The organism is Peribacillus sp. NPDC097675 (genome assembly GCF_050277655.1).
Lineage (GTDB): Bacteria > Bacillota > Bacilli > Bacillales > DSM-1321 > Peribacillus.
In genome coordinates this window covers 319,549-341,850 of record NZ_JBNNSK010000001.1, presented here as the reverse complement: position 1 = coordinate 341,850, position 22,302 = coordinate 319,549, and the positions used below count along the sequence as shown (strand labels likewise).

General features: G+C 40.9%; 24 protein-coding genes and 1 other annotated feature (1 of these 25 only partly in view). Of the genes, 1 reads left to right on the top strand and 23 read right to left on the bottom strand.

The window, feature by feature from the left end; genetic code table 11:
- Positions 1-11, bottom strand: a binding site (T-box leader) (it extends 165 nt beyond the left edge of the window).
- A gap of 57 nt (positions 12-68) precedes the next feature.
- The 15 genes from recO to rpsU all read right to left on the bottom strand — a co-directional run bounded on the left by recO (position 69) and on the right by rpsU (position 11,978).
- Positions 69-821, bottom strand: a complete 753-nt coding sequence (gene recO, locus ACQKL5_RS01655; protein ID WP_427606281.1) for a DNA repair protein RecO — start codon at positions 819-821, stop codon at positions 69-71.
- A 33-nt stretch (positions 822-854) separates the two neighbouring features.
- Positions 855-998 carry a YqzL family protein gene (locus tag ACQKL5_RS01650; protein ID WP_427606279.1) on the bottom strand — a complete coding sequence of 48 codons (144 nt, stop codon included), beginning with the start codon at positions 996-998 and terminating at the stop codon, positions 855-857.
- Positions 999-1,100: 102 nt separating this feature from the next.
- Complete coding sequence (era, locus tag ACQKL5_RS01645) at positions 1,101-2,030, bottom strand: GTPase Era (protein WP_427606277.1); 930 nt, start codon at positions 2,028-2,030, stop codon at positions 1,101-1,103.
- A complete protein-coding gene (locus ACQKL5_RS01640; RefSeq protein ID WP_427606275.1) occupies positions 2,023-2,421 on the bottom strand; it encodes a cytidine deaminase in 399 nt (132 codons plus the stop codon). Before ACQKL5_RS01640 ends, era begins: the two co-directional genes overlap by 8 nt.
- 50 nt (positions 2,422-2,471) lie before the next feature.
- The gene (locus ACQKL5_RS01635; protein ID WP_427606273.1) at positions 2,472-2,852 is read right to left on the bottom strand and encodes a diacylglycerol kinase family protein; all 381 of its coding nucleotides are present in this window, start codon (positions 2,850-2,852) and stop codon (positions 2,472-2,474) included.
- A complete protein-coding gene (gene ybeY / locus ACQKL5_RS01630; RefSeq protein WP_427606271.1) occupies positions 2,830-3,306 on the bottom strand; it encodes an rRNA maturation RNase YbeY in 477 nt (158 codons plus the stop codon). The genes ACQKL5_RS01635 and ybeY overlap by 23 nt, the downstream gene beginning before the upstream one ends.
- On the bottom strand, positions 3,303-5,453 hold the full coding sequence (locus tag ACQKL5_RS01625; RefSeq protein ID WP_427606269.1) for an HD family phosphohydrolase: 2,151 nt from the start codon (positions 5,451-5,453) through the stop codon (positions 3,303-3,305). Before ACQKL5_RS01625 ends, ybeY begins: the two co-directional genes overlap by 4 nt.
- Positions 5,454-5,630: 177 nt before the next feature.
- Positions 5,631-6,593: a PhoH family protein gene (locus tag ACQKL5_RS01620; protein ID WP_427606267.1), complete on the bottom strand. Its 963-nt coding sequence runs from the start codon at positions 6,591-6,593 to the stop codon at positions 5,631-5,633.
- Between the two features lie 3 nt (positions 6,594-6,596).
- Positions 6,597-7,784, bottom strand: coding sequence for a sporulation protein YqfD (gene yqfD / locus ACQKL5_RS01615; RefSeq protein ID WP_427606265.1), 1,188 nt, complete (start codon positions 7,782-7,784; stop codon positions 6,597-6,599).
- 15 nt (positions 7,785-7,799) lie between these two features.
- A complete protein-coding gene (yqfC, locus tag ACQKL5_RS01610; RefSeq protein WP_427606263.1) occupies positions 7,800-8,084 on the bottom strand; it encodes a sporulation protein YqfC in 285 nt (94 codons plus the stop codon).
- 121 nt (positions 8,085-8,205) lie between these two features.
- Entirely contained in the window at positions 8,206-8,709 is a 504-nt protein-coding gene (locus ACQKL5_RS01605) for a hypothetical protein (protein ID WP_427606261.1), read from the bottom strand.
- A gap of 22 nt (positions 8,710-8,731) precedes the next feature.
- On the bottom strand, positions 8,732-9,724 hold the full coding sequence (gene floA / locus ACQKL5_RS01600) for a flotillin-like protein FloA (protein WP_427606596.1): 993 nt from the start codon (positions 9,722-9,724) through the stop codon (positions 8,732-8,734).
- A 27-nt stretch (positions 9,725-9,751) separates the two neighbouring features.
- On the bottom strand, positions 9,752-11,077 hold the full coding sequence (locus ACQKL5_RS01595; protein WP_427606259.1) for an NfeD family protein: 1,326 nt from the start codon (positions 11,075-11,077) through the stop codon (positions 9,752-9,754).
- A 269-nt stretch (positions 11,078-11,346) separates the two neighbouring features.
- Positions 11,347-11,790 carry a GatB/YqeY domain-containing protein gene (locus ACQKL5_RS01590; protein ID WP_427606258.1) on the bottom strand — a complete coding sequence of 148 codons (444 nt, stop codon included), beginning with the start codon at positions 11,788-11,790 and terminating at the stop codon, positions 11,347-11,349.
- 14 nt (positions 11,791-11,804) lie between these two features.
- Positions 11,805-11,978 (bottom strand): 30S ribosomal protein S21, encoded by a 174-nt coding sequence (gene rpsU, locus ACQKL5_RS01585; protein WP_028391853.1) that lies wholly within the window; start codon positions 11,976-11,978, stop codon positions 11,805-11,807.
- A 223-nt stretch (positions 11,979-12,201) separates the two neighbouring features.
- Here rpsU and ACQKL5_RS01580 point away from each other — a divergent pair, with 223 nt between their 5' ends.
- Positions 12,202-13,131, top strand: coding sequence for a Na/Pi symporter (locus tag ACQKL5_RS01580; protein WP_427606256.1), 930 nt, complete (start codon positions 12,202-12,204; stop codon positions 13,129-13,131).
- Between the two features lie 29 nt (positions 13,132-13,160).
- On the opposite strand, the gene deoC is transcribed toward ACQKL5_RS01580, so the two are convergent.
- The 8 genes from deoC to hrcA all read right to left on the bottom strand — a co-directional run bounded on the left by deoC (position 13,161) and on the right by hrcA (position 22,182).
- Positions 13,161-13,829 carry a deoxyribose-phosphate aldolase gene (gene deoC, locus ACQKL5_RS01575; RefSeq protein ID WP_402965998.1) on the bottom strand — a complete coding sequence of 223 codons (669 nt, stop codon included), beginning with the start codon at positions 13,827-13,829 and terminating at the stop codon, positions 13,161-13,163.
- 147 nt (positions 13,830-13,976) lie between these two features.
- Positions 13,977-15,314, bottom strand: a complete 1,338-nt coding sequence (gene mtaB / locus ACQKL5_RS01570; RefSeq protein WP_427606254.1) for a tRNA (N(6)-L-threonylcarbamoyladenosine(37)-C(2))-methylthiotransferase MtaB — start codon at positions 15,312-15,314, stop codon at positions 13,977-13,979.
- A gap of 6 nt (positions 15,315-15,320) precedes the next feature.
- Positions 15,321-16,073, bottom strand: a complete 753-nt coding sequence (locus tag ACQKL5_RS01565; RefSeq protein ID WP_427606252.1) for a 16S rRNA (uracil(1498)-N(3))-methyltransferase — start codon at positions 16,071-16,073, stop codon at positions 15,321-15,323.
- Between the two features lie 139 nt (positions 16,074-16,212).
- Entirely contained in the window at positions 16,213-17,154 is a 942-nt protein-coding gene (gene prmA / locus ACQKL5_RS01560) for a 50S ribosomal protein L11 methyltransferase (protein ID WP_427606250.1), read from the bottom strand.
- 36 nt (positions 17,155-17,190) lie between these two features.
- Positions 17,191-18,312, bottom strand: a complete 1,122-nt coding sequence (gene dnaJ, locus ACQKL5_RS01555) for a molecular chaperone DnaJ (protein WP_402966010.1) — start codon at positions 18,310-18,312, stop codon at positions 17,191-17,193.
- Positions 18,313-18,591: 279 nt separating this feature from the next.
- Entirely contained in the window at positions 18,592-20,427 is a 1,836-nt protein-coding gene (gene dnaK, locus ACQKL5_RS01550; RefSeq protein WP_427606248.1) for a molecular chaperone DnaK, read from the bottom strand.
- Positions 20,428-20,466: 39 nt separating this feature from the next.
- Complete coding sequence (gene grpE / locus ACQKL5_RS01545; RefSeq protein ID WP_427606595.1) at positions 20,467-21,063, bottom strand: nucleotide exchange factor GrpE; 597 nt, start codon at positions 21,061-21,063, stop codon at positions 20,467-20,469.
- Between the two features lie 90 nt (positions 21,064-21,153).
- On the bottom strand, positions 21,154-22,182 hold the full coding sequence (hrcA, locus tag ACQKL5_RS01540; RefSeq protein WP_402966014.1) for a heat-inducible transcriptional repressor HrcA: 1,029 nt from the start codon (positions 22,180-22,182) through the stop codon (positions 21,154-21,156).
- Between the last annotated feature and the right edge of the window lie 120 nt (positions 22,183-22,302).

Here is a 22,302-nt window from a genome sequence, read left to right as displayed (position 1 = left end):
AATGCATTCTTCTTATTTTGATGATTAAAATTTTATACAAACAAGCAAGGAATGTCAATAGTACGAACTTAAAACATATCTTTCATTGAATCAATCTGCTTTAAGAACTTTTTGGACTTTAAATGTAGCCCTGAATATTCTTCATAATAGGCATCAATGATTTTCGCCAATTCTTTTTTCGTCTCCGGTTTAACGGATATGTTTCCAAGCCTAGATAAATCAAAATAATAGAAAATTCTCAGGAGTTTGACAGCTGAAGGTGAAATTTTATAATGATAGGGATCTTTATCCAAACAGCGATGACAAATAAAACCGGCTTCCCTTAGAGAAAAAGCAAATTCCCCTTCGGTCTCCCCGCAGACAGCGCATTGGTTCAATACTGGATTAATCCCATTGACAGGAAGCATTTTCATTTCGAAAATGAATTTCAATACTTCAGCATCGTATTCTTCATTTATGTAATGCAAAGTTTGTGAAAGCAATTCAAACAGATATGGATTTGCCTTCTTATCATCCACGCTCTTATCGAGCAATTCCACGATATAGGAAGCATAGGCAGTGGCAAACAGGTCCTCCCTAATAAAACGAAGTGAGTCGACCATCTCTCCCTGCTGTAGTCCTCCAAGGCCGCTCGATGTCGTAACAAGGAAATACCCGGAGCAAAAAAGCTGGGTCACGGCGGCAAGCCTGCTGTTTGGCTTGCTCGCCCCTCTTGCCATAACCCCTATTTTCCCTAGCTCCCGGGTATAAATCGTAATAATTTTATTGTTTTCTCCATATGCAGTCCGTCTTATGACAATGCCTTCGCATTTTTGAAGCATAAAAGACACCACCCATACTTGCCAAGCTAATCCTTAAGAAACAGGAAAATCAATATCAGCTAGCTCTTCATTCGATGCTAATGGTCTTTCCTGCCTTTCGACTTCTATCTCCTTATAAAGCAAATAGGTGTCCACATTACCTGTCTCACTAAATAACTCCCAGGTAAAATCCAACATGTAAAGCCCACCTTTCATAGTGACTAGCAATAAGATAAATATCCGTCCTTATAGATTAGCTTGGCCGTTTTTCACACTTTCATGAAGCGTAAAATTTGTTAATTAATATTCTTTCTCATCGAATCCAAAATCACGTAACTGGCTTGCTTTATTACGCCAATCCTTTTGGACTTTAACCCATAATTCAAGGAAAACTTTAGAACCTAATAGGTTCTCAATGTCAATCCTCGCACGGCTGCCGACTTCTTTCAGCATTTTCCCTTGCTTACCGATGACGATTCCTTTTTGTGAATCCCGTTCGACAATGATGGTCGCCATAACGTTAATGGTGTCGCTGTTATCCATTTTTTTAATTGAATCGATCACGACAGCCACGGAATGCGGAATCTCTTCTCGAGTCAAGTGCAGCACCTTTTCACGAACCAATTCAGAAATAATGAAACGTTCCGGATGGTCTGTTACTTGATCGGCTGGGTAAAACTGTGGACCTTCAGGTAGATGCTCCTTAATTTGACCAAGCAGTGTATCCACATTATTACCTTCAAGTGCTGAGATGGGCACCACGGCAGCGAATGGATATAGTTTTTGGTATTTTTCAATGATAGGCAGCAGTTCATCAGGGTGCATCGTGTCAATCTTATTGACTACAAGGAAAACCGGTGTTTTAACGCTTTGTAGTTTTTCAATGATAAACTCATCACCACGACCGTAGCCTTCTTCCGCATTGATCATGAACAGAATCAAATCGACCTCTTTCAAGGTATTTGTCGCTACCTTCATCATAAAGTCGCCAAGCTTATGCTTTGGTTTATGAATGCCCGGTGTATCAATGAAAATCATTTGTGAATCATTTTGCGTAAGGACACCTTGCACCTTATTTCTAGTTGTTTGTGGTTTATCGCTCATGATTGCGATTTTCTGGCCGATTACTCGGTTCAAAAATGTACTTTTGCCGACATTTGGACGGCCAATGATGGAGATGAAACCTGATTTGTATCCTTTTACCTGTGTATCGTTAACTAATTTATTCATTTAGATCCTCCGGTGAAAAAGCTCCTGGAAGCAATTCCTGTACTGTTAGTTCTTTGGTATCACCTTTCAAGTTGGTTAAAACGACAACCATGTCTTGATCGCATAGTTCTGAGATAACTTGCCTGCAAGCTCCACAAGGGGAAACCGGTCGGTCAGTATCTGCCACCACCGCTAGTTTCGTGAACTGCTTGTCATTATGGGCATACGCACTGAATAATGCGGTTCTTTCCGCACAGTTGCACATGCTGTAAGCTGCATTTTCGATATTACAACCATGATAAACCTTACCATCGGCCGTTAATAATGCAGCGCCTACTTTAAACTTCGAATAAGGGACATAAGCCTTCTCCCTAGCCTTTTTAGCTTCCTCAATCAATTCATTCGTATTCATTTCACATTTCCCCCTCTATATTGGATACATTTCGGATGAATAAAAAGAACTTACATAATACCCAATTTCGGTAAAAAAATAATCAATCCAACTATTATAGAAAATATAGCATATATGAATACAGCCCCGGCTGCAATATCTTTTGCCTGCTTGGCAAGAGGATGGATTTGGTCTGTCACTAAATCTACAACCCGTTCAATGGCCGAATTCACTAATTCTAATGCAATCGTACCAGCAATTGCCGCCAAAATAAACAACCATTCCATTCCGTCCAATGAATAATACCAGCCAAAGAACACAACAACTAGCATCACCACGAAATGGATTTGTATGTTCCGTTCGGTCCGCACCGCTTCCAAAATCCCCTGGCAAGCAAATGAAAAGCTTTTGACGAGTGGATATTTTGGTTTACCCTTCTCTCGAGAGCCCATATTCCCCCAATATCTCCTTTTGTCTAGAAAACATCACTTTTTCATCTTCCTCGGTCATATGGTCATAGCCCAATAAATGAAGAAAACCATGTAGGGCTAAAAAGCCAAGTTCACGATCAAAAGAATGACCATATTCCTCGGCCTGCTCTTTTGTCCGTTCAATCGAAATGATAATATCTCCAAGCATGCGAGGCATTTCTGCCCCAATAATCTCGACTTCTTCCTCGCCCATTTCTTCCAGAGCAAAAGAAATGACATCTGTAGCCGAATCCTTATTACGATATTCTTTGTTAATCTCCTGAATCCGTTTGTTGTCTACAAAAGTGACGGAGAGTTCCGTCCCTTCTTCGATGGTTTCCTTTTTCGCCGCAAATTGCAAAATGCTTTCAACAAGCTGCTGGCCCTTTTCCGTTACTTCATTCGTTTCATCAATTAAATCCATTGTTAAAATCATTTTTTCACCTTCTGTCCTAATTTATCCATGTCAGGATACTCGATCCTTGAGTGGAAAATACCATTCAGCGATTCACAAAGCGAATGCTTTACGATGCTTAATTCTCTCATAGTAATGTCACATTCATCAAATTGACCGTCTTGAATCCGGTCACTGATAATGAAACTTACCAGTTCTTCAATCTTCTCGGGCGTAGGGTGCTTCATAGACCTGACTGCAGCCTCTACACTATCAGCGATACCAATGACGGCCACTTCCTTCATCTTAGCCATTGGGCCGGGATACCGGTAATCGGCTTCACACGTCGCTTCATCTTCCTTGCAGGCCTTGTGGTAGAAAAACTTCAATAAAGTGGTTCCATGATGTTGTTCCGCAATATCTACAATTTCTTTTGGGAACTTATGACTGCGAAGCATCTCTCCACCATCGATGGCATGTGCAGTGATAATGTCCTTGCTTGTTTCAGGCTGTAGCTTATCATGCGGATTTTCTTCATTCAGCTGATTCTCAATGAAAAAATGTGGCCGTTTTGTCTTTCCTATATCGTGATAATACGAACCGACCCTTGCAAGCAAACCATTTGAGCCAATGGCTTCACATGCCGATTCCGCTAAATTGGCTACCATTACACTATGGTGGTACGTTCCAGGTGCTTCAATCAAAATTTTTCGCAAGAGAGGATGATTTGGATTGGAAAGTTCAATTAACTTTATTGAAGATAAAATCCCAAATCCAGACTCAAAAAACGGAAGCAGTCCCATCGTCAATACAGCTGAACCAAGCCCAGACCCAATAGCCGCAGCTGCATGGTATAAATATTCTATTTTTGTATAATGTCCATCCATAATAAAAATAAGCGAATATACAAAAGCGATATTAATGAATGACATCATTAAACCAGCTATCAGCACTTTAGATTTGAAATTTGAGCGCGATAATATAATGATTGCCATCAGTCCGCTAAAAATGATATATAACCCCATCGAGAAGTCGAGATTTCCTGGCGTATCGCCATTAAATATTATCGTACCATAAGAACCTAATAAAATTGTCATCCCTACAGCTAATTTATCATTTAATAATATCTTGATAAGCATGGCCGCCATGGCCGCCGGGAAAATGTACTCCAAATTCGTATCTTTAAGTTCAGCGAAAATGCTGACTGTTTTCATGGTTGCCATGGAAAAAATGAAAACTAAGCTGAAAATCAATAATTGATTGTACTTATTATCCCTTTTCGTTATGGAATAGTAAAAGAAGTAATAAAAAGCTGTAAACGTTAAAAGGATATATAGTAGGAGGCCTACATATGGGTAGATCGTTGACTCGGTACTTAAAAAACCAGCCAATTCAAGCTGCCTGTACACATCTCGGTCCACCAACTGATTTTCTTCTACGATTATCTGGCCCTGTAGGATCCTTATAGGCTCTACGCTCTCTACTGCTTTTCGACGTTGTTCCTCTGTTTTGTCTTTATCAAAAAAAACATTCTGAATGATGGCTGAGCGGGCAAGTGATGTAGAGACCTTTTTCATATCACTATTTATGCTCATATAACTCAGTTCATCGACCACTTTTTTCTTGGCATTTTCGACATCACTCGCTGAAATTCGATCACTCATCACGTTATTTACGGCCGTGATCGTTGAATCCCTTGCAATTTCCAACTCATCTTCATCTGCTTGGACCAATGCAAGGAAAACAGATTCTTCGATGTTTTTATTGACCTCCTCTGTCAATTTTTCTTTCAATATGGATACCTTTTGACCATCTGTCTTTTTGATATCTTTTTTACTGCCCTTATTAGGATCCGTTTCTTTTTTTACCTCAATCGCTGAATCAAATATGGAAGAAATCAGATCGACCTTATTTTTTGCATATTCTTTTTTTAAGGTATAAACATCTGCCACCTGTTTAGATATTTCTTCTTTTTCTTTTGCAGTTTTATATGTATCTTCTATAGTCTTGGTGGATCGAATGGTCTGTTCTGCAGGCTTAAAAAGTTCCACTTGGACTTTTTCAGGCTTTACATTGGACAGCATTAACACATATGCAAACAAACCGAGTATGATGAACAAAAGCACTTGAAAAAAACGATGGACCAACAGCCCTTTTATTTTAGTGAAAAATTTTTGGATACGATTCAAAGAAGGTCCTCCTAAAAATGATGTTAATATCTTAGATATGTAAAATCATAACAGTTTTCTTCTTATTTTTCACCATTGTTATGACGAAACACCCATCATTACCGTAAATTCACCTTTTAATTGAATAAGGACTATGAATCACCATGAAAAAATCCGCCAATCAATGGCGGATTTCACTTATTCCTTTGCTTGTTCATAGGCAGTAATGATTTTGGCAACAAGCGGGTGCCTTACCACATCACTTTGTTCAAAATAAACAAAGGAGAGACCTTTGACATTTTTCAGGATTTCCTCAACACGGACCAAACCTGACTTCATCCCTTTAGGAAGGTCAATTTGTGTCCGGTCTCCCGTAATGACCATTTTCGAACCAAATCCAAGCCTCGTTAAGAACATCTTCATTTGGGCCTCGGTCGTATTCTGGGCCTCATCCAAAATCACAAAGGCATCCTCAAGCGTACGTCCCCTCATATAGGCCAAGGGAGCGATTTCTATCGTACCGCGTTCAATCATCCTTTGAGTCTGTTCCATCCCTAGAAGGTCATGGAGGGCGTCATATAACGGGCGTAAGTACGGATCTACCTTTTCCTTTAAGTCTCCCGGCAAGAAACCCAAGCTTTCACCAGCCTCCACGGCAGGCCTGGTCAAGATAATCCGTTTAACCTGACCATTCTTCAAAGCATTGATCGCCATCACTACAGCAAGATAAGTTTTCCCTGTCCCAGCAGGGCCGATTCCAAATACTAAATCGAGCTTCTTGATTGCCTGTATATAGTATCTTTGACCAATTGTCTTAACTTTAATGGATTTCCCTTTAGCCGTCTTCGCAATTTCTTCTTCATATAATTCTCCGAAATACTCCAACGTCCCCTTGCGAGCCAATTCTATAGCATAAAGGACATCCCTAGAACTTATCGTAATCCCTTTCCTAATGACCGATAACAGGGCCTTCAGAATTTCCTGTCCCATTGTCACCCGCTCTAATTCACCGGCAACACTGATTCCTTCTCCGCGAGTAATAACCGATATGCCTAGCTCATCTTCGAGCACTTTTACATTAGAATCCCCATTGCCTAATAACGCGACCGCTTCATTAGGTGATTCAATTTCCAACTTAATAACCTTTACGTCATCTGCCATTCGCTAGTCTCCTTGAATGATTGGTTGTCCTACAGCAATATCTTCAATAACTTGGTAATGTATAGATAATTTTACTTTACCACTCTCCATGGTTTCGTGCAAAATTTTTTCCCCTACAATCTCGTCATCTTCATCAAGGTGCTTTCGTAAATCCGCTCGTGCCATTTTCTTTCCTTCAGTTATGGCTTCATCCTTCGTATAACTCCGGACAATATCATCCTTACTCCTTAATGTCACGACTTTATAGGACAGAGGCAGTTCCCATTGCAAAAAGTGAAACGGCCTGTCTGTTGTTTCTTTTACCTGCTTTTTGTATCCTGGGTCTTTAAATCCCCATATGGGTAGAGATAAGTCGCTCACTTTTAAATAATGCTTACTTGTTTCGTTACCATTGTAAACTGAGAAATTTGTTTTTAAGGGGACCTCCACTTTGGCCTGGTACCATGTTTGTCCCCTTATTTTCCCTTGTGCCGAAACAATTTGTGGCTTATCTTCTTTACCAATTTGTCCCGAAACAAGAAGTTGCCCTTTGGTGACATAATCATTTACCTTCACTTTAGGTTGTCCCTTTTCTACGAACATCTCGGTAATGATTGCCTTTTTTGAAGCTACCAAGTTTTGCGGAGAGGTTTTCTCCACTTCCTTTGGTTGACGTTTTTCAACGACTCGGAAATGGTATGTCGTACCCTTAAGCTCGACTCCCACCCACGTTAAGGCACCAATCCGGTCAGAGAGATTTCGCTGAATCGTATCCACATCGTCTACCAGGAATTGCATTTTCCCGATTTTCACACCCATCTTGTCCAACTCTTTACGGATGGCATGCTCGGTTTCCGGTTTGGCGTCCTTTACTTCTATACCCCAAACCATATTGGAAAGAACAAAAATGCAAATAAGGAAGGCAATTAAACCTACTAAGAATCCGCTATTCTTCATTACCCGCTTCATGAGAAACGGGATGCCCTTTCCTTGAAGGAACTTCACTTTGCAATCGCTTTTACGCAAGACCTGACGTAGCTTTGATATTTCCCTGAAATCCATGTGAAAAATCAGGGATTCACTGCCGACGCGCTTCACATCCCAGATATGAAGCCCTCTCCTAGTCAACATATTAATCAGTCTTTCTGTTCCTTTTCCGTACGCCTTCACCTTTACATAGCCTGTATAATAGTTTGTCCATTGGTTTTTCATGGATACCTCCCGGGTTCATTCATTGATAAAATAAACCTTGTCAATTTTGCCCTCCAACATGATTTCCTCCGGCAAAATGGTCTTGATGACAAAGCCATTTCCCTTTATTAACAGCTGCCCATTCTTCAGCATCAATCTCACTTCGCTGTCAGTAAAAGCTAATAAGCCACGATGATTTTCAATATATATATGTAATTGTCCGATCATTGTAATTCGCGGCAGGTCCATCATGACATCTTGCGGAAGGTCCATCGTCTTGGTCATAAGCTGTTTCATTTTTTTTCCCCAATTACGAGCCATAAAAAAGAACCCCCTTTCATCTCAATGTATGAAATGAAAGGGGGTTCTAGCACAAAAATATGAAGGTGCAAATTCTATTTTTACATGTGTATTAAATCAACGGATACACCGGTCGCCCGAATTATCTCCTTGACCTTTGCAAACTGCGCTTTGCCCTTGGAGGTCCGAGCACCTCAGACATAATAATTCCGTCAATCAACTGTTTTTTATTAAAGGAGGGACCTTTATGATAAACAGGACTGCCATTATCAGATAGGTTTGAGGTAATTTGATCTGCTTTTTCCTTTTGTTCAACACGCTCTTGTTCATATTTCTGCTGCAGCCTGCGTAGTTCCGCAATTCTTTTTTCAGCTTGAGCTTTTGTTTCATCGACAATCTCAGCTGTTTGAACGACATGCTTTTCATCTATATTACCGGATGCCGACATAGGTGTTTTCCGTTGTTCCTTTTGTGGAACCTCGCCTTGAAGCTCCTGCATGACATCCTGCCACCTCTTTTTCGGCGGAGTGTTAGGATTGTTTTGTTGCGACTGTTTCTTCTTTCTACCTAACATAGATGTCGCGACACCAATCAAGATAATAAGAAGGTATGGATTATTGAGAAAGAATTGAATGAGATCTCCCATTTAAAGACCTCCCTTCTGGGAATTAATTATTATCTTTGTCCTTTGGGTTATCTGATAACTTACTGATGGAATCACGCATATCTGTGTCCGCTGTAATGTTTTGGATATTCATATAATCCATTACCCCGATATTTCCGCTTTTCAATGCATCTGCCATAGCAAGTGGTACTTCTGCTTCTGATTCAACAACCTTCGCTCTCATTTCCTGAACACGGGCCACCATTTCCTGTTCCAAGGCTACAGCCATGGCACGACGTTCTTCCGCTTTTGCCTGGGCGATTTTCTTATCCGCTTCTGCCTGGTCCGTCTGCAAGATTGCTCCGATATTCTTCCCGATGTCCACATCAGCAATATCAATCGATAGAATTTCAAAGGCCGTTCCTGAATCCAGACCTTTAGATAAAACGGTCCTGGAGATTAAGTCCGGGTTTTCAAGTACATCCGTATGCTTTTGAGAAGTACCGATTGTCGATACAACCCCTTCACCTATACGCGCAATAATCGTTTCTTCACCTGCACCACCGACCAATCGTTCGATATTGGCGCGAACGGTAATCCTTGCCTTTGCTTGCACTTCAATCCCATTCATCGCTACACCTGAGATGAATGGCGTTTCGATTACTTTAGGGTTAACACTCATTTGAACCGCTTCCAGCACATCACGCCCTGCAAGATCAATGGCTGCCCCTCTTTCAAATGGCAATGGGATATTGGCACGTTCTGCAGCAATCAGTGCGTTGACGACACGGTCAACGTTACCTCCTGCAAGATAATGACTTTCCAATTGATTCGTCGAAACATTGATTCCCGCTTTGTGAGCTTTGATAAGCGGATTAACGACCCTACTTGGTATAACTCGACGAAGCCTCATCCCTACTAATGTAAAAATACTGATTTTGACTCCAGCCGCTAAAGCCGATATCCATAACATAACTGGCACGAATGTGAAAAACACAGATAAAACGATGATGGCTGCAATTACAACCAAGACGATAATTATAGTACTTGAAGTTATCACCTAAACATTCACCCTTCCTTATTCTTAATAATTTATTTCCTCAATTTGCCGAACGACAATCCTCGACCCTTCAGCTTTTATAACTTTGACAAACGTCCCTTTGGAAATAAAACTTCCTTCGGTCACAACGTCAATTCGTTCATCATTTATTATGGCGGTTCCAGATGGCCTTAAGTCTGTTATAGCCTTTCCTTCAGCACCTAATAAATCCAATCGATTTGGAGAACTAACATATCCCTGCTCAGTGTTTGTTGCGTCGGTTAGGATCATTTTTTTAAAAAATTTCATTTGTTTACCAAGCACCTTTACAAGTAGGATAGAAACCAAAATGGATGCGGTAATCGCAATTAACAAGGAAATCGTCATATGAATCGGATTTTCTGAAGCGAGGAATAAACTGCCTATAATAGCGGTTAAGCCAAATACGCCAATAATGCCCCCTGGGAGAAACAATTCCATGATAACCAGGATAACTCCTACGATGAATAACGCTAACGATTCATAGCCGGTAATGCCCGCGACCCAATGACCATAAAAGAACAACACGAGACTCGTGAGCCCGATAAAGCCCGCTATACCAAAACCAGGTGTAAATAGCTCCACCACGATTCCGATGCCTGCTATCGTTAACAAGATAGGAATCACAAGAGGGTTAGTCAGAAATCGGGCTAATTTCTCCGGAAAACTTTCCTCTATCGAACGAATGTCAGCGTCCTCAACCCCAAGTATACTATACAACTCAGTTTGCCCCGAGACAGTCCCTTCACTATAATCAGCCCTATTGGCCTGATCAGCAGTGAATGTCAGTAGCTTACCTGTTTCGGCTCCGTATTTCGGAAGATCGATATCCTCATCAGCCATGGCTTGTGCATAAATGGGATCACGTCCGTTTTGTTCGGCAGCCGTTTTCATGGCAGCCAACCAATAAGACTCCGCTTTCTTTCCTGCTGCATTTCCCGATGAATCAATGACTGCTGCCGACCCCATGGTTGCACTGGGAACCATATAAATCTCATCGGCACTTAGCGCAATATAGGCACCCGCAGATAAAGCCCGGTTATTGACGTAAGCCACTGTTTTTACAGGTGAATCAGATAGTAACTTGGCTATCTTCCCTGCAGCGTCAACGGCCCCACCTGGGGTATTCACCTCAAAGATCACAAGGGATGCATCGTTTTCTTCCGCAATTGACAAGGCTCTCTCTAAAAAAGCCGCCAATCCCTTTTCCACGGTTTCTTCAATTGGGACCTGGTAAACAATTTTCTCCTTTGCAGAAGCACCCGGCGCCATGAAAAAAACGGTAAGCAGTAATCCGAATAAGAGAACAGATAAATCACGACATATTTTCAACGGAACGCCTCCTTTCCCGTATGAAGCGCAAGCTCGGCAGCCCCCATTAACTTAAAGGGCAACCTCATTCTCATTCATCAGATCTAGCTTAATATAGTCACTTACTTAGTTAATACGTATGTATATGAAAAAGGTTTCAATAAAAATTATTTAATTAATTAATTTGTTAGCAGTCTTCTCTTTACCCATTACTATACGCATAAAAAGAGTGTCGTACTCCTTTAAACACACAAAAACCACAGGCTAATGCCTGCGGTTAGGTTTCGAGTTTATGATAGATGTTGTTGTACTAATTTGTTTACTAGAGAACCATCTGCTTTGCCTTTAACTTTAGGCATTAAAGCTCCCATAACTCTCCCCATATCTGCTTTGGATGTTGCATCGACTTCTTCAATCGTTGATATAACGATTTCCGAAACCTCTTCTTCTGATAGTTGCTCAGGCATGTACGCCTCTACGTATCCCAATTCGGTGCGGACTTTATCCACGAGATCGGAACGACCTGCGTTTTCAAACTCCTGGAGGGAGTCTTTGCGTTGTTTTAATTCGCGAGAGAGCACTGTCAATTCTTCATCATCTGTTAAATCTTGTCTCTGTTTTAGAGCTTCGTTTTGAAGCGAAGCTTTCAACATACGAATAACAGATAGTTTGTCCTTTTCCTTGTTCTTCATCGCTTGTTTCATATCATTATTTAAACGCTCGAGAAGACTCATCTTTCCACCCTCTCTTAGAATTTACGTTTTCTAGCAGCTTCAGACTTTTTCTTACGTTTTACGCTTGGCTTTTCATAAAATTCACGCTTCCTAGCTTCCTGAAGCGATCCTGCTTTAGATACAGTACGTTTGAAACGACGAAGAGCATCTTCAAGCGATTCGTTTTTACGAACGACGGTTTTAGACATCTCTTTCCCTCCCTCCGAAAACAACACACTAACTCAAGTTGTCAACATGTTATACATGTACTAAATAATTATAATATATCATCCTTGACAGGTCAACCAATAAAACGAAACTTATTTCAAATTTTATTATGGTATTACCATAATTGTTTCAAATGATAATTTCATACCTTTTTATAGCATGTCTGCCTCTTAGGGACCATAAACTTTTCAGGAGGTGACAATCATGTATGAACTATTCTTATTCCTATTATTCATCACTTTATTTTTAGTGGGTATGGCCGTTTTGCGTATTGGCTTATTCAATCTGTCAGGCGCTAAATTAAAAACCTTTCTCTCTAAGGTGACCGATAAACCATGGAAAGGTTTTTTTGCCGGCACAATTTTTACAGGGATTCTCCAGAGTAGCTCTGCAGTCATGGTCATGACAGTAGGACTCGTTTCTGCTGGAAGTTTGTCATTTCCACAAACAATCGGCATTATTCTAGGTACGAATATAGGATCCACCTTTACGGCTGAGTTCATGACCATTTCATTGGACCGTTGGATCATTCCAGGGGTCATAAGCGGTGCGATTCTTTGCTTTATGCCAAAGATCGTATGGAAGAGCGCAGGGATGTCACTCATTGGCATATCCGCTATTTTCGCAGCGATGAGCGGCTTTAAAATGCTGTCCAAGCCTATAGCGGCTTTTCCCGCTGTCCAGCATGTCATCAGTGGTATAGAAGACCATTTATTTTTTGCTTTATTGGCCGGTATCCTGCTAACGGCAATGATTCACTCAAGCTCCGCGACCATCGGAATCGCGATGAGTTTTTTAATGAGTGGTGAGTTAACCGTCTCTTCCGCCATCATAATGATGCTCGGTTCCAATATCGGCACATGTATCACAGGCTACATGGCGAGTATCGGTTCCGGTAGACAAGCTGCATTTACAGCATATGCACATATATGGCTGAATGTGATAGGCGTGGCCGCCTTCCTTCCTCTTGTGGACCTTCTAGAGCAAACGGCTGCCTTTTTCACTGAGAATAAAGCTACACAACTTGCACATGCAAGTGTAATTTTCAATATTACCACTTCTTTGATCGTTTTACCTTTCGCCCGCCAATTTTCCAACTTCATTTTATTTTTTCATCGTGCTCAAAAAAAATAACCGCATTCCTAAGAATGCGGCAATGAAAATTAATAATCTGAATCAGCCGTTAAACCTTTTACGATAGATACACCGGCACTCGCGCCAATTCTAGATGCACCCGCTTCTACGATTTTCTCAGCATCACTTGTGTTACGAACTCCGCCTGAAGCTTTAACACCGATGTCCGGTCCAACCGTTTTTCTCATAAGAGCTACATCTTCCACCGTAGCTCCACCCGTTGAAAAGCCTGTTGATGTTTTTACGAAATCGGTTCCCGCTTTGACAGCTATTTCACAAGCACGAACTTTTTCTTCTTCTGACAATAATGATGTTTCGATAATGACTTTTGATAGGGCCTTACCAGTTGCGGCAGCGACAACAGCACGAATGTCCCGTTCAACCAGTTCATCATCCTTGTCCTTTAATGCACCAATGTTGATGACCATATCGACTTCATGAGCTCCGTTGCTGATGGCATCTTTAGTTTCAAAAGCTTTCGTTTCAGGAGTAGAGGCACCTAATGGGAAACCTATTACTGTACAAACCTTCACCTCTGAACCTTTCAATAACTCACTTGCATACTTCACCCACGTCGGGTTAACGCATACAGATGCGAAATTGTACTCTCTTGCTTCTTCACATAAAACCTTTATTTGTTCTTTCGTTGCGTCCGCTTTTAATAAAGTATGATCGATTAATCCTGCTACATTTTTCATTTGATAATCCTCCTTAATAATAAAGTAAAAAGTTGTCCGTACCTCTCATAATACCATATTAATTTTAAAATGACGATATATATAAACTATACCCTTAAGTTCATTTAAAACTCTATAACACAAAAAAAGACAGCGAAAAACGCTGTCTTAAAGGTTAGCTGCTTGCTGTAGTTGGATATCTTTCAGAATAGTAACAAATTGTCCTTCACTGTGTGGATATCCGGATTTTGTTATCTTGACTTTGACGATTTCACCGACCATTTCTTCAGTAGCCGGGAAGATCACCTTCATATAATTATCAGAGTAACCCTCATAAAGGCCATTTTCCAATGGAGTTTCAGGAATTACTTCCAGGACTTCTCCTTCGAACTGGGATGCATACTCTTTCGCTAGCTGGTCAGATAAAGCAATAAGGCGATGTACACGTTCATTTTTCACATCTTCATCCACTTGATCATCCATACGAGCGGCTGGAGTACCTGTACGTTTTGAATATGGGAAGACATGCAGTTCGGAGAATTTATATTTTTTAATGAAATCATATGTCTCCATGAATTCCTCTTCGGTTTCTCCAGGGAAGCCTACGATTACATCAGATGTAACTGCTAGGCCAGGAAGTGCCACTTTTAACTTTTCGATTCGATCTCCGAAGAAATCCATCGTATATTTACGTCTCATCCTTTTTAGCACCGTATCAGACCCAGATTGAATCGGAATATGCAAATGTCTTACGACTTTTTTTGACTTTGTAAGCACTTCAATGATCTCATCTGTGATTTGACTGGCTTCAATGGAAGATATACGGATTCGTTTAAGTCCTTCGACCTTTTCCAAATCACGTAATAGCATGGCCAAATTATAGTCCTTCAAATCGTCCCCGTAACCGCCGGTATGGATACCAGTCAATACGAGTTCTTTATAACCTGCTTCGACAAGCTGCTCGGCTTGATGGATGACTTCCTTGGGATCACGAGACCGCATTAAACCACGTGCCCACGGAATGATACAGAAAGTACAGAAATTGTTACAGCCTTCCTGGATCTTTAAAGAGGCTCGAGTTCGGTCGGTAAAGGCCGGTACATCCAACTCTTCGTAGATACGGTTTTTCATAATATTCCCGACTGCATTGATCGGCTCACGTTCCACCTTGAATTGTTCAATGTATGCCAGTAGTTTTCCCCGATCTTGAGTGCCCACCACGATATCGACGCCCGGGATTGCCATGATTTCAGCAGGTGACGTCTGTGCATAACAACCTGTTACCGCTATGACGGCATTGGGATTCTTACGGATAGCACGACGGATGACCTGGCGACTTTTCTTATCGCCCGTATTCGTTACCGTACACGTATTGATGACATACACATCTGATGTGTTTTCAAATTCAACACGGTCATATCCTTCTGTTTTAAATAATTGCCAAATAGCTTCTGTTTCATAATGGTTTACTTTACAGCCTAATGTATGGAAAGCGACCGTTGCCATTTTTCATCACCTCAAAAGTTCTACATGATAAGAAACAGCGGAAAGTGCATATAAAGGTGCTGTTTCAGTTCTTAATATTCTAGGTCCAAGTCCGCATGCAACAAAACCGGAAGATGTTAATTTCTCAATTTCCTTTTCTGATATGCCCCCTTCAGGACCAAAAACGAAAAGGATGGATTGTCCTGCAGTGATGTCTTTCAACACCGCTGCAAGCACGGAAGTTTCACCGCGCTTTGCCTCTTCTTCAAAAGCAATTAATGTATGATCGTATTCGGAAGCAACACCTATCAGTTGATCGACAGTCATTGGTTCCGTCACAATCGGAACGACTGTACGGTGAGACTGCTCAGCCGCTTCCTTAGAAATCTTTTGGAGTCTTTCTAGCTTCTTGCCGACCTTTTTGTGGTCCCATTTTACCACCGAACGAGCCGCAATAAAAGGGATAAACTTAAGAGCACCTAACTCCGTCCCTTTTTGAACGATATACTCCAGCTTATCCCCTTTAGGCAGACCGCTCGCTATCGTCACCTGGATGGGCAGTTCTTTTTCTTCATTCTTCCATTCTAAAATGTTTCCTATAACTGTATCATTCGTAATTTCAGAGATTTCCGTAACCGCAATTAAACCATTACCTTTTACAGTCAGGATACGCTCTCCTGGTTCCATTCTCATGACTCTTGCAATATGGTGAAAATCATCACCCGTAATCATCACGGTTTGATCCTGAAAAGCTTTTTCATTTAGAAAATATCGCTGCACAGTGTCACCTACTCCATCTAATCTAAAAAACTCATACCCAGAATCAAAGAATTTCTCCTGGTTGCTCTCTGCCTTACAAGGTTCACCTGTAAAAAAAGGTACTCTGATTATCTTATAAATAATCAGAGTAACTCTTCATTTAATCGTTTCTTTTAGCAATGAATGCTATCCAATCTTCCATCTGGATAGTTTCCTCAATGGTGAATCCAGATTCTATGATTGCAGCCTTTACATCTTGTTTTTTAGGTTGAATGATTCCCGAGGCAATGAAATGCCCACCTGGTTTCACAATTTTCGCAACATCGTCCGTAAAGCGCATGATCACTTCGGCCAAAATATTGGCCACAACGACATCCGCTTGTTCATCCACTCCGTCTAATAAGTTCCCTTGTGATACCGAAACCTTTTCCTGGACGTGGTTCAGCTCAACATTTTGAATGGCAGACTGAACAGCCACTTCATCCAAGTCAAGTGCCTGAACTCTTTTTGCATCCAACAAAGCCGCTGCAATGCTCAAGACTCCAGAACCTGTTCCTACATCAACCACAAGGTCTCCTGGCACGACGGTACGTTCAAGTGCCTGGATACACATAACGGTCGTTGGGTGTGTTCCCGTCCCGAATGCCATGCCTGGATCTAATTCGATGATCAATTCGTCACTGCTAACTGGCATATATTCTTCCCAAGTGGGAACAATGGTGAACCGTTCAGAAATTTTGACGGGATTATAATATTTTTTCCAAGCCGTTGCCCATTCTTCCTCATTCACTTCACTAATTGAAACAACATTCTTACCGAGATCAATTTCAAAATGCAGAAGATTATTGATTGATTCTTTAATAGCATCAACGGTTTCGCCTAGAAAACTGTTAACAGGCAAATATGCCTTGATCAATACACCTTCGTCCGGATAATCATCTGGGTTCAGGTGGTAGATTTCGCCAAAGACATTTTCACGTTCTTTGACTAATTCAAGAGGATCCTCAATGACAACTCCGCTTGCACCTGCCTCATGAAGGATATTTGAAACAGGTTCTACCGCTTCATTTGTTGTATGGATTGCAAATTCAGACCACTTCATAATCTACCAACTCCCGATTTGTTCTTTTACTTTTAATCATCTATCTTTAAAAGCACGCTTTACCTTTGAGAAAAAGCCATCTTCTTGTTCATCAATACCTGATTGACCACTGATTTCATTGAACTCACGAAGAAGTTCTTTTTGTTTTTCCGTTAATTTCTTTGGAGTGACCACTAATACGATGACATGTTGATCACCTTGGCCATATCCTCTTACATTTGGAACACCTTTTCCTTTCAAGCGGAAGCGTGTACCCGTTTGTGTGCCTGCAGGAATTTTCAATTTAACTTTGCCATGCAGTGTTGGTACTTCAATTTCGTCACCTAGGGCTGATTGGGTGAACGTAATCGGCATTTCACAATAAATATCATCGCCATCCCGTTCAAAGAATTCATGGGTACGAACATGGAATACTACGTAGAGATCTCCAGATGGACCTCCATTGATTCCAGGTTCCCCTTGACCAGTTACACGGAGCTGCTGACCATCATCAATTCCAGCAGGGACTTTGACTTGGATTTTTTTACGTTTTTGAACTTTCCCTTCACCTTTACATGTTGAACATTTGTGTGGAATGATTTTTCCTGTTCCTTGACAATGGTGACAGGCTCTGCGGTTTACGATACGCCCGAATGCCGTGTTTTGTTCAACATTTAATTGACCGGTACCGTGACAATGTGAACAGTTCTCGACTTTTGTACCAGGCTTTGCACCTGAGCCTTTACACGTATCACAATTCTCTTCTCGAGGAATCTCAATTTCGGTATCCTTCCCGAAAGCTGCTTCTTCAAAAGTAAGTGTCATCGTATATTGTAAATCGGCTCCTTGACGTGGTGCATTCGGATCTCTTCTGCGTCCTCCGCCACCAAAGAAACTACTGAAAATATCTTCGAATCCACCAAAACCACCAAAGTCTTGACCGCCCCCGAAGCCTTGGTTTGGATCTGTATGTCCAAATTGGTCATAATGGGCTTTTTTCTGCTCATCACTTAATACTTCGTAAGCTTCCTTGATTTCTTTGAATTTATCCGCAGCATCGTCTGCTTTATTAATATCAGGATGATATTGTTTGGAGAGCTTTCGATACGCTTTCTTGATTTCTTCCTTCGAAGCACTCTTCGAAAGACCTAATACCTCATAATAATCGCGTTTACTCATATCTAAATCCACTCCCGATTCGATTCACATAAAGATTATATTATCACTGTCAGAAGATAATAATCAACTAGAAAAGCATAAACAGTTTGAACACTTTCTTGTAAAAGAAGAAGAATATCCCCTCAACCTGCTATTTTTTCTTTATAATTCCTATCATTCCTAAAGTTCGTTCCATGCATTGTAAAAAAAGCCAAAGCCAAGATATCCTGACTTTGACTTTTCTACAATCAGACAGCCTTACACTGCCCATTTATTTTAGCTTCCCAAACGGGTTACTTTTTATTTTTTTTCGTCTTCATTCACTTCAGTGAACTCAGCATCAACGACGTTATCGTCTTGAGCTTCGCCTTCACCAGCACCCTCTTGAGCTGCTTGTTGAGCTTTAGCTGCTTCTTCATAAAGCTTCATAGTCAACGCTTGAACGATTTCATTCAAAGCGTCTTTTTTCGTACGGATTTCTTCAAGCTCATTTTTCTCGATTGCTGCTTTCAGTTCATCCTTCGCTTCATTCGCTTTCGTAACTTCCGCTTCGTCTACTTTACCTTCTAGATCTTTAAGCGTTTTTTCCGTTTGGAAGACAAGTTGATCAGCTTCATTGCGAAGTTCAACCTCTTCTTTACGTTGCTTATCCGCTTCAGCATTCTCTTCTGCTTCACGTACCATACGATCGATCTCTTCATCAGATAGACCTGAAGATGATTTGATTGTGATGGCTTGCTCTTTGTTTGTGCCTAAATCTTTTGCACGAACATTAACAATACCGTTTTTATCGATATCAAATGTTACTTCAACTTGTGGAATTCCACGTGGTGCTGGTGGAATATCGCTCAATTGGAAACGGCCCAGCGTTTTGTTATCCGCTGACATTGGACGTTCACCTTGAAGAACATGGATATCCACAGCTGTTTGGTTATCAGCAGCTGTTGAGAACACTTGGGATTTACTTGTTGGGATCGTTGTATTACGGTCGATTAATTTAGTGAATACGCCGCCCATTGTTTCGATTCCAAGTGAAAGAGGAGTTACGTCTAAAAGAACCACGTCTTTAACGTCACCAGTTAACACGCCACCTTGAATCGCAGCACCCATTGCTACTACTTCATCAGGGTTAACGCCTTTGCTTGGTTCTTGACCGATTTCCTTCTTGATTGCTTCAACAACTGCAGGAATACGAGTAGATCCACCAACAAGGATGACTTTATCAATTTCAGAAGCTGAAAGACCAGCATCTTTCAATGCTTGACGAGTAGGTCCCATTGTACGTTCAACAAGACTTGATGAAAGCTCATCGAATTTCGCTCTAGTCATCGTTACGTCAAGGTGAAGTGGGCCAGCATCTCCAGCTGTGATGAATGGTAATGAAATTTGTGTTGAAGTTACACCCGAAAGGTCTTTTTTAGCTTTTTCAGCTGCATCTTTCAAACGTTGAACAGCCATTTTGTCTTTTGAAAGATCAATGCCATTCTCTTTTTTGAAGGCTTCTACTAAATAATCAATGATTACTTGGTCAAAGTCATCTCCACCTAGGCGGTTGTCACCAGCTGTAGAACGAACTTCGAATACTCCGTCTCCAAGTTCCATGATGGATACGTCAAATGTACCGCCACCAAGGTCAAAAACAAGTATCGTTTGGTCTTCATCCGTTTTATCCAAGCCGTAAGCAAGTGCAGCAGCTGTAGGTTCGTTGATAATACGTTCTACTTCAAGACCAGCAATTTGACCAGCATCTTTAGTTGCTTGACGTTCTGCATCATTGAAGTAAGCAGGTACAGTGATAACCGCTTTAGTTACTTCTTCGCCAAGATATTCTTCTGCATATGATTTCAAGTATTGAAGGATGATTGCAGAAACTTCTTGAGGTGAATATTCTTTTCCTTCGATTACTTCTTTATGGTTAGTACCCATATGACGTTTAATGGAAATGATTGTGTTAGGGTTCGTAATTGCTTGGCGTTTTGCCACTTCCCCTACTTGACGCTCTCCATTTTTGAATGCCACTACAGATGGTGTTGTACGGTTTCCTTCTGGATTCGGGATAACTTTTGGTTCCCCGCCTTCAAGTACAGATACGCAAGAGTTTGTAGTTCCTAAGTCAATACCAATAATTTTGCTCATTGTTACACTACCTCCCAATATTTATATGTAATGATTTCTTTATTCGTTTACCTTTACCATGGCCGGACGAATCACTCGGTCTTTAAGAAGATATCCTTTTTGGAATTCTTCCACAACGATGTTCGAACCAAAGTTTTCATCCTGGACTTGCATGACCGCTTGGTGCAAACGAGGATCGAATTCCTCACCGACAGAACTAATCGGTTCAATACCTTCTTTAGCCAATGCATCGACAATGCCTTTATGGACCATTTCCAGTCCTTGAAGTAGGGACTTCGTCTGTTCATTATCTGCTTCGATTTTGGTCGCTCTTTCAAAATTATCAAGAGCCTCTACCAAATTTCCAGCTATACTTTGCACTCTATATTTTTGAGCCGCTTCCATATCAAGCTTTGCACGGCGTCTTGAATTATCAAAATCAGCTTGCAAACGAAGATAACGGTTATCCATTTCTTCGATTCGGGCTTCTAGTTCTTGAATTTTTTCTTGAGCTACCTGTAGCTCATCTTTTTCTACTGGAGTTTCCTCCTGTGTTTCTTCCGTTGGATTCACTTCTTCAGCGAATATCGCTTCCTCAGTGCTTTCCTCGATTGTTTCATTGTTTAATGTTTGTTCATTGTTTTTATTTTCCACAATCTCACCTCCCCTAAAGGATTATACAATTTATGCTTAAGTAATAGTTGGGGTGGCAACCCTTGTACCGCCACCTTACTATTACCTTGGCTCCTATTTTTGATACAGCTTTGTCATCAGTGTCGTTAAATCTTTCGAGAAAAAAGAAAGTAGGCTGATGACTCTCGAATATTCCATTCTAGTTGGGCCCAATATGGCTAACGTACCCACTTGTTCCTGCCCGATTGAATATGTCGCTGTAATCAAGCTACAGTCTTCGAGCACCGTATTTTGATTTTCACGGCCAATCTTGACATGAATGCCAGCTGGGTTCTTTGTGATGAGATCATAAAACCCTTGTTCCTGCTCAATCATGGATAAAAGAGTGCTGACTTTTGCAATGTCGTGGAACTCCGGCTGCTTCAAAATATTCGTTTTTCCGCCGAAAAATATTTTCTCCGGTTTGGTATCCGTAAGTGTGTCCGCGAGAACAGAAACGATCGATCCATAATTTTGAATGTGACTACTCAATAAAACGGCCACTTCCTTATAGATCTTATCCTTCAGTTCGACAAGCGGTACATCAACTAACCTGGCATTTAAAATGTTGACCACTTTCTCAATTTCGTTGATATCGAAAGAGAGAGGCAGCGAAATCATTCGATTTTCCACATGACCTGTGTCAGTGATGATGATCGCTATTGCCGTTTCAGGACTCAATGGAATGATCTGAATTTTTTTAAGCTTATGTTCATTGACTTTCGGGCCAAGAACAATTGCCGTATAATTCGTCAATTCTGAGAGAATCTTAGCTGATTTCTGGACTATCTTTTCCAGTTCATATATTCGCTCAACAAAAACGGATTTCAATAATTTCATTTCATTCTTTTTTGGAGCTTGAGGAGAAAGTAAATGATCCACATAATATCTATACCCTTTTTCAGAAGGAACTCTACCTGAAGATGTATGGGTTTTTTCTAAAAAACCAAGTTCTTCAAGATCAGACATTTCATTGCGAATAGTGGCAGAGCTGAACGTAATTTCATCTTTTTTCGACAAGCTTCGTGATCCGACTGGCTGGGCTGAATGGATAAAATCCTCGATTATCACTTGAAGAATCAATAATTGACGATCAGTTAGCATGTATGATCACCTCTGTTAGCACTCTGTCTTATTGAGTGCTAATATACTAATAAATTATCAAATGACGCTTATGATGTCAATAATGAAAACCGCTAATTTATTGTTTATAGTTGTGTAGGT